The 325-nt window shown below is 67.1% G+C and carries 1 rRNA gene; it reads right to left on the reverse strand.

Annotated elements, in window-relative coordinates:
• Nucleotides 1–325: ribosomal RNA gene (locus NE591_RS13565) — 23S ribosomal RNA — on the reverse strand; the annotation flags it as partial.

The raw sequence follows: 325 nt of genomic DNA on the forward strand, positions 1-325 counted from the left end.
AGGGCGTTCACAGCCGGCGGCGCCCCTTCTCCCGAAGTTACGGGGCCAGTATGCCGAGTTCCTTAACCGTGGTTCTCCCGATCGCCTCGGTATGTTCTACCCGCCCACCGGTGTCGGGTTTGGTACGGGCGCCGACGGCACTCCCTAGAGGTTTTTCTCGGAAGCATGGGCTCACCGGCTTCGCTCGCTCGCTTCGTCTCGCGTCTCAGGCCCCGTGCGCAGCTGATTTCCACGCTGCGCGCCCGACGCGCTTTCACGGGGACGTCCAGAACCCCGCCCGGCTACCCTTCTCCGTCGCCCCATCGGTAATGCCGCGCCGTCGGCG

Origin of the sequence: Adlercreutzia sp. DFI.6.23 (assembly GCF_024462535.1) — a bacterium.
Classification (GTDB): domain Bacteria; phylum Actinomycetota; class Coriobacteriia; order Coriobacteriales; family Eggerthellaceae; genus Adlercreutzia; species Adlercreutzia rubneri.